Genomic DNA, 11060 nt, shown 5'->3' on the forward strand with positions numbered 1-11060 from the left:
CTGCGTAGTTTTTAATAATATGTCAAACTTATTTCATGCGTGGAATGCTGCTTGGTTTAACAAAATCATCCCTGACAAACTCTGTCCCCACTCCAGCATCTGTTAGAATCTCATCCATGAAAGAGCGGGCGCTGCCTTTTATTATGTGGCACTTTTGAGTACCGCCTCTTAGCGTGTTAAGACAAGTCTGAACCTTGGGTATCATGCCTCCGTGGATAACCTTTCGTGCTATCAGTTCCTCAACCTGGCTCACTGTCAGAGTGGATAAAAGCCTCCCTGATTCATCCAGCACACCCTCTACATCGGTCATAAGAATCAGCTTTTCTGCCGCTATTCCTGAGGCAATTATACCGGCAACATCGTCAGCGTTAACATTGAAGCCAATATCGCCGGGATTAATCCCCGCAGTAACTGACGAAACAATAGGGATTACATCTTTTGCAAGTGCGTTTAGCAAAGTGACCTCAACACTCTGTGGAACACCGACAAACCCTAACCCTGAGGATGGATCAATCTGTGCAGATTTTACAAGACCTGATTCGCGTCCAAAAATGGCGCCTTTATAGCCGTTTTTCTCTATTTCCTTTTGGATAGCCTGGCTTATTTCAGTAAAAACCTCTGCCGCTAATTCAAGCACCTCAGAAGATGTTACCCGCAAGCCGTTTTTTAACTCAACAGGTAGATTTCTTGTTTTCATTGCCTCACTAAGCTGACGTGCTCCGCCATGAACCAAAATAAGATTAATCCCTACTTTCTTTAAAAACACCACATCCTCTACTAAAAGAGGCAGGAGTGTTAAATCATTTAAAACAGAGCCTCCTATTTTAAGCACAAAACGTTTTCCGTTAAAGGCGTTTATGTACGGTATTGCTTCACGCAGTCCCTGTCCGGTAAAATTGTGCTTCTTAACAAGTATCCTTGCCGTTTTTAGCAGTGTAAGCTGCGGCATAGTTTTTCTCCTTTTTTCTATCTTTTATCAAAATCGTTAAAAGTAGTCTATCATTTTAGTGGATTGGGTTTCAATAAAAAGCGCTCGGAGAGTTTATATTGACTATTTCGTCATACAGGGTTAGAATATAATTAACGGTCATACAAGAGGAGGTGTATAGAGATGATGTTAAAAAAAGTCGTAGTTGTTACGGCTACAGCGCTGTTGTTTGCTGTGTTATTTAGCACATTGCTTGAGGCATTTCCACCGCCGTATCCACCTTTTGGCGCACCTCCACCGTATCCACCCTTTGGCCCACCACCGCCGCGTTACATGGCTCCGTATCCTTATCCATTACCGCCAGCTCCCCCTCCAGCATATTATCCAGTGCACAGGCGCAGGCATGTTTATGTAGTGCCAAGCGTGTTACTACCGGTACCTGTCGTGCAAGCACCGCCACCGGTTGCTGTTGAGGCTACTGTGTGGGTTCCGTGGTTTCCTGTACCTTTATGGGTTGTACCCAACTCAGGAAATCCCCCGCGTCCGTGGGAACCGGTGCCAAGATGAGCTTTACTTAAACGGCCACTTATGATGGATGCCTCTGTTGTGATAACAGGTTGCGGTGTTACTTGTTCCTTAGGTAACACCGCCCATGATTTATATAGCGCCCTTATAGACGGAAAGTCCGGAGTTCGTAAAACCTGCGGATATGACTCCCAGGGGCTAAGCGGGATCCCTTGTGCTCAGGCACAGTGCCTTGATGCCCAGTCTGTTGGAATTTCACCAAAGCACTCAAGAATTATGAACACTCACTCGTATCTGCTTATGGAAAGCTCAAGTGCAGCGTATAAATCAGCTGGGTTTAGTGAGAAGTTATATCCTTCTGGCCGGATTGGTTTTTTTGCGGGGCTTGGAATGGTTGACTATGAGATATCAGACCTCCTGCCTGCTGTTTTAAAATCATGTCAAAACGAGTTTAATTATGACACTTTTTTTACTAAAGGCTACAGAGAGATTTACCCGCTTTGGCCCCTTGCCATGCTTAACAACATTGCCTTTTGCCAGGGCTCAATTGTGCTTGGGTTAAAAGGAGACAACACCGTGTTTTCACCTCATGGGGAGTCGGCTGTGTATGCCGTAACCGAGGCTGTGTCCTCTGTGCTTAACGGTAAATCGGCTGCCGTTATAGCTGGCGGTGTGTCAGAGAAGGTTAATCCGCAAAGTATAATCAGAGGCCGTGTGTTTGAGATTATTTCAAAAGACAACTCTGATGACGCACTGCGCCCATTTTCCCAAAACAGAACCGGCACTATTTTAGGTGAGGCAGGGGCATTTATTGCTCTTGAGCCATACTCCTTAGCCAAAGAGCGCAGCATATCTTTTGTCTCATCAATAACCGGATGGGGTTTTGCCTTTGATTATAATGATAACGGGGTTGCGTCTTTTCCAACAAAAGAGGCCATATCCCACTCTATGGAGACGGCTCTTACGCATAGTGGCATAACCCCCTCAGATGTTGACGTAGTTATCGCTCACGCCGATGGCACACACTCAGACACTAACGAGATTGAGGCTATTAATGCACTATTTTCGCACTCTGAAAAAACACTTGTCACGGCAACTACCGGAGCTATCGGCAATGCCTTTGCCGCTGCAGCCCCTGTCAACATAATACTGGCTGATTGTATGATTAAACACGGGACTGTTCCTCCCTCGATTAACTCAACCCCAGTTGACGAGAGGATTAAGTTTAACTTTGTAACCGGTGAACCAATTACCGCTAAAATCAATACCGTCCTCATAAACTCCCTGAGTTACGAGGGGCATGCCTCATCAATTGTTGTGCAAAGGTGCGCATGAGATTCTTATACTATGACAGGGTGTTAAACATTGAAAAGGGTAAGGAAATAACCGGAGTGAAAACTTTTTCGCTTTCCGAGGAGTTTTTCCGGGGACATTTTTCTAAAAGGGCAGTGATACCAGGAGTTATCTTTGTTGAGGCAATGGCTCAGCTTTTAGGTTGGCTGATTATATATTCAAATGATTTTAACCTTTCAGCCATAATGACCCTTGTAGAGGGCGCTAAGTTGCCGGTAAATGTCCGCCCAGGGATTAGTGTTGTGATACGGGGAACTATCGTCTCCGGCTCCAAAAATGATACCATGGGACATGCCCAGGTTTTTCATGAAGGTAATGAAATCGCCCGCATAGACAGGATTCTCTTTAGCCATTTCCATAAGACTGACAAAAACGAGCTGATAAAACGGTTTTGCTACTACAGCGGGTTTAATACCGATGAGATTAAGAAGATGTCTGTAATATAAAGCTTTATTACCATATAAATATTTTATCACTTGCCCTTTTAACTGAAATATACTATATTATACCCTGAAAAGGAGTTATCAGTACAAACGTGATAGAAAGCGAGGGACTAAAATTGCACTACTTTGACTACAAAAATAACCGGTTGCATGCTGAGGACGTGGCGCTGGAGACGTTGGCTGAGACTTACGGCACTCCCCTCTACGTCTATAGCCACAAAACACTATTAAGACATTTTAAGGCATATGATACGTCTTTTAAGGATTTTCCTCATATAATCTGTTTTGCAATTAAGGCTAACTCTAATGCTGCAATTCTTAAGTTATTTGCCAACGAAGGGGGCGGGGCGGATGTTGTCTCAGGGGGAGAGCTCTACAGGGCAAAAGCCGCAGGAGTTTCCTCAGAGAAAATCGTCTATGCCGGAGTGGGTAAGAAAGAGGACGAAATCGCTTACGCACTAAACGAAAATATTCTGATGTTTAATGTGGAATCGGAGCAGGAGCTTGCCACTATTGACAGGGTTGCCTCAAATCTGGGAAAACGCGCTCGGGTAGCACTCAGAATTAATCCTGATATTAACCCCCAGACGCACCCATATATTTCAACCGGATTAAAGAAAAATAAATTTGGTATTCCATATGAAGGGGCACTTGAGTTTTACAAACAAGCGTCAAAACTTAAAAACATAGAGGTAGTGGGAATTCACGAACATATCGGTTCACAGATTATCAACATAACTCCGTTTCTTGATGCTCTTAACCGTATTGTAGCTCTTATAGATCAACTTAAAGCTGTGGGAATTGGCATTAAGTACCTCGATATTGGTGGCGGGCTCGGCATTCAGTATCTGGATGAGGTGCCGCCACATCCTGAGGAGCTTGCCAAAAAACTTATACCGATAGTGTCAGGGCGTGATATTACAATCATTATGGAACCGGGACGTACGCTGGTAGGAAACGCAGGGATTTTGCTGGCAAAAGTATTATACATAAAAAAAGGCTCGGACAGAGATTTTATAATCGTGGACTCCGGTATGAATGACCTCATGCGGCCTGCCATGTACGGCGCTTATCACCAGATTATGCCGGTTAAAAAAACAAAGAGAAACAAAGTGTTTGCCGATATTGTTGGCCCCATATGCGAATCCAGTGATTTTGTCGGTAAAGACAGAGAAATCCAAAGTTTTGAGCCCGGTGAGCTTGCCGCCGTTATGAGTGCCGGAGCCTATGGCTCCTCTATGAGCTCTAACTATAACAGCAGACCGCGCGCTGCCGAGGTGCTTGTAAGCGGCTCTGAACACTACCTTATTCGCCAAAGAGAAAACTACGAAGACCTTGTCCGTAACGAGAAAATCCCGGACTTTTTGAAATAACACACGGTGTATAACTCATGAAAGTTAAATTTACTAAAATGCACGGACTCGGAAATGATTTCGTGCTATTTGATTTGATAAATAACAAAGAGCTTATGTCCATAACAGCCCTGCAATGGAGCGACTTATCGAGGAAACTCTGCGACAGGCGGTTTGGCATAGGAGCTGATCAGATGCTGTTACTCTCTGAAGCTGACAACACTGACTTTTCTATGCGGATTTTTAATTGCGACGGATCAGAGATTGAAATGTGCGGAAACGGCATCAGATGTTTTGCTAAGTATGTATGGGATTCCGGCCTGTCAGAGAAAGAAACACTAAGCATTGAAACTCTTGCTGGAATTATTAAACCTAAAAAAGCTGGGATCATGGTCAGTGTTGATATGGGAATGCCAGAATTTGAAGGCAGGAAAATTCCTGTTGATATGGATGGTAAAGTTATTGACCACTCGCTTGATGTTGAAGGCTCTGTGTTTACAATAAACTGTGTATCTATGGGTAATCAGCACGCAGTTATTTTTGTTGATAATACAGAGTCTTATCCGGTTGAGAGAGACGGAAGGTTATTAGAGACTAACAAGTTTTTCCCTAAAAGAACCAATGTTGAATTTATACAGGTTCTACGCAGGGATGAAATAAAAATGCGGGTGTGGGAACGTGGAGCCGGTGAGACGCTTGCCTGTGGCACTGGGGCATGTGCTTCAGTTGCGGCTTCTGCGTATAAAGGATTAACTGACAAGAAAGTGCTTGTACATCTCAGAGGTGGTGAGTTGGACATAACGTGGGATGAAGTTAGCGGTCATATCTTTATGACAGGCCCCGCAGTTACCGTATTTACCGGTGAAATTAATATTGAAATATAATAACAGGAGGATAATATAATGTTTACAGGCTCAATCGTAGCTATAGTAACGCCTTTTAAAAACGGCAAATTTGATGAAAAAGCTTATGGCGATTTAATCCAGTGGCATATAAAAGAAGGTACATCTGCTATTGTTCCATGTGGGACAACCGGAGAGTCCGCCACCCTTGAATATGACGAGCACTACAGGGTCATACAGGTGGCAATTGAGGCGGCTAATAAAAAAGTCCCCATAATTGCCGGCACAGGTGCTAACGCCACAGAAGAGACAATTAAGATGACAAAAGAAGCTCAAAAGCTCGGCGCAAACGCCTCTCTACTTGTTTGCCCATACTACAATAAGCCCACTCAGGAGGGGTTATACCGCCACTACAAGGCAGTGGCTGAGGCCGTTGATATTCCCATAGTGTTATATAACGTTCCAGGCAGAACCGCACTAAACATGCTGCCTCAGACTGTGGCACGGCTTGCTGAAATCAAAAACATCGTTGCTATTAAAGAAGCAACAGGCGACATGAAACAGGTGAGCGAGGTGATACGCCTGTGTGGAGATAAGATAGCCGTAATATCCGGTGATGACTTTACTACTTTTCCACTAATGATGCTTGGCGGTAAGGGAGTCATATCAGTTACAGCTAATGTTATGCCAAAAGCTGTGGCAGATATGTGTGCGTTAACGGCAAGTGGCAAAATTGATGAGGCACGTGCCATTCACTACAAACTCGATATTCTTAATGCCGCCATGTTTATTGAAACAAATCCCATACCGGTTAAAACAGCTCTTGCTCTGATGGGCAAAATTCAGGAGGAGTTCAGGCTTCCGCTCTGTGAGATGTCTAAACCAAACAGGGATAAACTGAAAGAGATTCTATCCTCTTACAAATTAATTTAATACCAAGTAGAGACTGTTGCAAAAATAATATAATTGCTTACAAAGTTAATTTTATAGACGGTTTTCTGCCAATTAAAATATTTGGGAAAGGACTGGATTCCCGCTCGGAGGCGGGAATGACAAGAGAAGAGAGGCGGGAATGACAAAGGTGGATATGATTTTCTCTTTCTGTCATTCCTTTTTCTCTTGTCATTCCTGCGAAGGCAGGAATCTAGTTTTTTGTTAGTGGTGGTAACTATAAAAACATTTTGAGAATTTTGCAACGGTCTCTACTTAGTATTACTGGTATCAAGGCTTATTCCTAATTCTTTAGCCAGCTTTATAGTCTCCTCTTTTGCCTTAACAAAGTCAAGCTCCTCCACGTACTTTTTTACCAGCTTTATTTGTCGTCTGCTTACAGCTCCCTGAAGTTGTAGCATTACAGGTTCTACAATCTCCGGGTTGTATGCCTCAAAAGATTTCAATAATCTAAAGATAATCTCTTTTACTGCCGGAATATCCAATTCGCCATATTTTTCCGCTGCCGGCTCCTCAACCAGCTGTCCTATACTGTGTATAGAATCAGTAACTTTCACAAGCAGCTCTCTAAGCTGGGCGATTTGCCTCATGGCTTCACTTATATTTCGCTCTTTCAACAACTGCGACAGTTCCCTGACTACAGGATACACATCCGTAAGCGATAGTATTCCTGTCAGACCGGTTAGGGAGTGTACAATGGTATAGGCAGCTTCAATCTCATCATTTTCCATTAACGACACTATTTTTTCCGCTGCATCGCCATACTTTTCGGAAAACCCGACCAGTGCTTTCTGATAAGTCTTAACGTCTTTCCAGACACTTATTCCCTTATTCATATCTATGCCGTCAACTGACGGTAATTGTAAGTCTGTCTCTGGCCCGCTGTAAGGTTCGGTGTAAACCTCTCCAACTCCCTCCGGCACAACTGTTTCCATTATTGACAGTAGTTTCTCTATGTCTATGGGTTTATCAACCACAGCATCCATGCCTTTTGAGATGTATGATGCCTTTTCCTCAGCCATCACGCCGGCACTCAGGGCGATAATCGTAGTACTCCTGTCCTCGGATGACTGCATCTGCCGGATTATACGGGCTGCTTCAAAGCCGTCCATCACAGGCATCTGAATATCCATAAGAATAAGGTCAGGCGTCTTATGTTTAAAACACTCCACGGCCTCAAGTCCGTTGCGGGCTGCAATAACCGTGTGTCCATATTGCTGAAGGCGTATTTGTAATAAAATAATGTTTTCCTCAATGTCATCCGCTATAAGTACTTTAAATCTGCGTTTTGAACGCTGCTCGATGTGGTCATCAGTGGTATGCTTTGGGGGTGCAGAAGATTTTTTCATTTTGACGGTAAAGTAAAAAGTGCTCCCAACTCCAGAGTCACTCTCCACCCAGATTCGTCCTTTCATAAGGTTTACAAGTTCTCTGCTTATAGTAAGCCCAAGACCTGAACCGCCATACTTTCTGGTTGTAGAGCTATCGGCCTGAGTAAATCTCTCAAATATCACTTCTTTTCTGTCAGCGGCAATTCCAATTCCTGTGTCTTTAACTGAAAAGATGAGATTTACGTAGCCATCGTCATCTTGCCCATCTAAAAGACTTAGAGTAACGTCAATTCCGCCCTCAGTTGTGTATTTTACGGCATTACCCGTCAAGTTGATAATTACCTGCCTAAGCCTTGCCGGATCACCATTTAATAACCTCGGCACATCTGATGAAATGTTGTAACTAAGCGAAAGCCCCTTCTTTTTGGCAATCACTATAAACATATCACACGCATCCTCTATGACAGTTTTAACTGAGAAATCAACACTTTCGAGTTCCAATTTGCCGGATTCAATCTTCATAATGTCCAGTATCTCGTTAATTATGGTCAAGAGAGAATTGGCAGCGCCCTTTACTATCGAAAGATACTCCTTTTGTTTTTCCTCAGTGGACATCTCCGTAGCAAGGTCTGTCATCCCAATTATGGTGTTCATAGGTGTTCTGATTTCGTGGCTCATGTTTGCCATAAAGTCACTTTTGGCACTGTTTGCCTTCTCAGCCTCCTCTTTACTAACACTTAAATCCCTAAACATAAGATCAAAAGGTCTGTTCATTCCAGTTACGATTATAGCCCTGTAGATAAGATAGTAGGATATAACTTTTGAAAAGTGTCCCAGCATATTTATAAAATCGTATAAACCAACATAAGAAGTAAAACAAAGCTCCGTTAGTATTGTAAACGCAATGGAGCCTGCTAACTGCCTCAAGACGTCTTTATAGAAAAATCTCTTGTTTTTAATCAACAGCCACATAGAAACCATTAAAATAAGGCAAATGATGTACTCGCTGATTTTCTTAAACGGTGTAAGCCCAAGCCCGTCCACATAACAAGCAGGAAAGTTATGCCATATAAAAATTGAAGCAAATATTAATAAAGTTACTGCGCTGTAAATTGTAAATATCAAATTTTTTCTAATTTTTTCTTTAAATAAAAAAAACGGAGCAGCTAAAAAAGAAATTCCCTCCACATATTGTGCAGCAACCCATAGTTCTGTTGCTACTCCCATGCTCTGAGTATCTATTATGTTCATGCCCTTATACGTAAGCGTATGGAGAGAGTCAAGAATACCCAGAAAAAGATATGTTATTCCAATGAAAAACAGATAATTATTTTTCATATAACGGCGGGTATTGTAAGAAAGAGTAAAGATACTAAAAGCTATGACAATACTAAAAAGCTCAGTAAACGTATGAAACACCAGATAGCCAAACAAGCTGCTCAGATACAAGGCTGAAAGTATTAGTCCCCATAAGGATATACCTCTCAGCAGATTTGAAAAAACAGTCATTTTTACAGTTTTATTGTAGCATAAGTATCAGAAATACTTGAGTTGCAACTTAAAAATCATAAAACCTTGCCATTTCTTTGACGCTAAGCTGTCCGGGAGCGGTGGATGTTTCTATTGAGGCAAACGTAAAAAGACTGCCTATTAAGGGAAAAAAAACACGTGAGGCCATACCAATCTTTCCCATAGCTATACACACTATGCCTGACTCCCTGTGTTTTATTGTGAAATCGGCAAGAAGCGCAACATCATCAGTTGTGTTTGCCATAAGCGCTATCTTAGTTATATCAGCGCCTGAAGTTACTGATTTTTGAAGCATAGACTCAAGCACATCCAAAGGCGGCGTCTTTGTAAAATCATGAAAAGAGGCTATCAGAGGGATTTCTCTTTGGTTAGCTGTCTTTAAAACATCTTGAAAAATGCTTGAGTTTAACTCTACGTCAACTGCGTCTGCACATATGGCAGCCACAGAAAATATCTCAATTCGCCTCGTGTCACTGATTTTAACAGCACCTCCCTCCTCAAACGCACGGCAGGTAGCTATAACAGGGAGATTAAATTTACTCTTTGCTTCGATAACTGCAGCCACAATATAATTTTCTGATAAATCCGAAAACATATCTATTCTAAGCTCTATCACAGAGGCTGGTCTTACGTCTGTTATGCTCTTTATGCCGTTATCCGTAAGAGGCACAACAATAACCGGCTTCTCAGCCAGTCTAAGATTCCCTATTTTTTTCAAATCTTTTAATCTGCTCATGTATTTTGCGGGTAGCATCTCGCATTGAAACCTCGTAGGGGCAGGCCCCTGTGCCTGCCCAATTATCTGGGCGCACACAGGGGTGCGCCCCTACACATAAATAATCACTGCGTTATGAAACTTTTTTCTCAATAGCTGTAAGTAACGAAATTATTTCCTGGCTCATTGGTCCAATGTGGGCAAACTGCTCCTCGGCGGCAGATGCGTTGCCGGAGTTCTTAGATCGTACAATATCTTTAACTAACGAATGGAGTTCTTCATGGATTTTTTCAAGTTTCATCATCTCAGGTAAGTGGCCAAAAGAGGAAATCCCTTTAGAGTACAGCCACTTACCAAGATCACAGTCTTTATGCGAAACTGCCTGTGACTCGGTGAGGCTTTCTTTGCCATCGAGGAAATCTCTTAGCTTGCTTTTCCACGCAAGGTGTTTGCTTCTGGCGTTGGAAAAGTCAAACGATACTTTTACAATACTGTGGTCATCATGATGAGTCAATTGTATTGATCTGGCTGGTCTGGCTAAAGTTTTCCTTTCAAAAGCAATGCGTGGTGGTGGCGTATGTTTTGTTTCTGGCTTTCTGACTGAACCTGAATAGCCTGTATCACCGGTTTTAAAGAATGATATGGCGTTTTGTAGTTGCTCTGCCTGAGACGAAAGCTCCTCGGAGGTTGACGCCATCTCCTCTGAAGCAGAAGCGTTTTGTTGAATTATCTGGTCAAGTTGTGATATTGCCTTATTTATCTGTTCTGCTCCTATGTTTTGTTCATTACTGGCAGCGCTTATCTCTTGTACCAGCTCGGCGGTCCTTTGAATATCCGGCACTAACTGCTTAAGCATAGCGCCTGCTTTCTCTGACACCTGAACAGTCGTTGTTGACAGGGTGCTTATTTCACCTGCGGCTTTTTGGCTTCTTTCCGCAAGTTTTCTCACCTCTGAGGCTACCACTGCAAAGCCCTTTCCATGTTCTCCGGCTCGTGCTGCCTCAATTGCCGCATTAAGTGCTAACAAATTCGTTTGACGCGCAATTTCCTCTATAATAGATATTTTACTTGCAATCTCTCTCATAGCAAC

The 11060-nt window shown here is 42.8% G+C and carries 10 protein-coding genes; 6 read left to right on the forward strand and 4 right to left on the reverse strand.

Annotated features, from left to right (window positions below; genetic code table 11):
* Positions 1–28: 28 nt before the first annotated feature.
* Positions 29–949: an acetylglutamate kinase gene (gene argB / locus HQK88_10830; protein ID MBF0617294.1), complete on the reverse strand. Its 921-nt coding sequence runs from the start codon at positions 947–949 to the stop codon at positions 29–31.
* A 162-nt stretch (positions 950–1111) separates the two neighbouring features.
* Here argB and HQK88_10835 point away from each other — a divergent pair, with 162 nt between their 5' ends.
* The 6 genes from HQK88_10835 (at position 1112) to HQK88_10860 (ending at position 6376) form a co-directional block, all read left to right on the forward strand.
* Positions 1112–1495, forward strand: a complete 384-nt coding sequence (locus HQK88_10835) for a hypothetical protein (protein ID MBF0617295.1) — start codon at positions 1112–1114, stop codon at positions 1493–1495.
* Between the two features lie 39 nt (positions 1496–1534).
* Positions 1535–2788, forward strand: a complete 1254-nt coding sequence (locus HQK88_10840; GenBank protein MBF0617296.1) for a beta-ketoacyl synthase — start codon at positions 1535–1537, stop codon at positions 2786–2788.
* Positions 2785–3252, forward strand: a complete 468-nt coding sequence (locus tag HQK88_10845) for a hypothetical protein (protein ID MBF0617297.1) — start codon at positions 2785–2787, stop codon at positions 3250–3252. The genes HQK88_10840 and HQK88_10845 overlap by 4 nt, the downstream gene beginning before the upstream one ends.
* Before the next feature lie 113 nt (positions 3253–3365).
* Entirely contained in the window at positions 3366–4622 is a 1257-nt protein-coding gene (lysA, locus tag HQK88_10850; protein MBF0617298.1) for a diaminopimelate decarboxylase, read from the forward strand.
* Between the two features lie 17 nt (positions 4623–4639).
* Positions 4640–5485, forward strand: a complete 846-nt coding sequence (locus HQK88_10855) for a diaminopimelate epimerase (GenBank protein ID MBF0617299.1) — start codon at positions 4640–4642, stop codon at positions 5483–5485.
* 18 nt (positions 5486–5503) lie between these two features.
* Complete coding sequence (locus HQK88_10860) at positions 5504–6376, forward strand: 4-hydroxy-tetrahydrodipicolinate synthase (GenBank protein MBF0617300.1); 873 nt, start codon at positions 5504–5506, stop codon at positions 6374–6376.
* A gap of 269 nt (positions 6377–6645) precedes the next feature.
* Here the strand turns inward: HQK88_10860 and HQK88_10865 are convergent, their stop codons facing one another.
* The 3 genes from HQK88_10865 to HQK88_10875 all read right to left on the reverse strand — a co-directional run.
* A complete protein-coding gene (locus tag HQK88_10865) occupies positions 6646–9234 on the reverse strand; it encodes a response regulator (protein ID MBF0617301.1) in 2589 nt (862 codons plus the stop codon).
* A 49-nt stretch (positions 9235–9283) separates the two neighbouring features.
* Positions 9284–9973, reverse strand: coding sequence for a type I 3-dehydroquinate dehydratase (aroD, locus tag HQK88_10870; protein ID MBF0617302.1), 690 nt, complete (start codon positions 9971–9973; stop codon positions 9284–9286).
* A 130-nt stretch (positions 9974–10103) separates the two neighbouring features.
* On the reverse strand, positions 10104–11060 hold a 957-nt coding region (locus HQK88_10875), incomplete at its 5' end, for a CZB domain-containing protein (protein MBF0617303.1).

Source organism: Nitrospirota bacterium, from assembly GCA_015233895.1.
In the GTDB taxonomy this organism is placed as follows: Bacteria; Nitrospirota; Thermodesulfovibrionia; order Thermodesulfovibrionales; family Magnetobacteriaceae; genus Magnetomonas.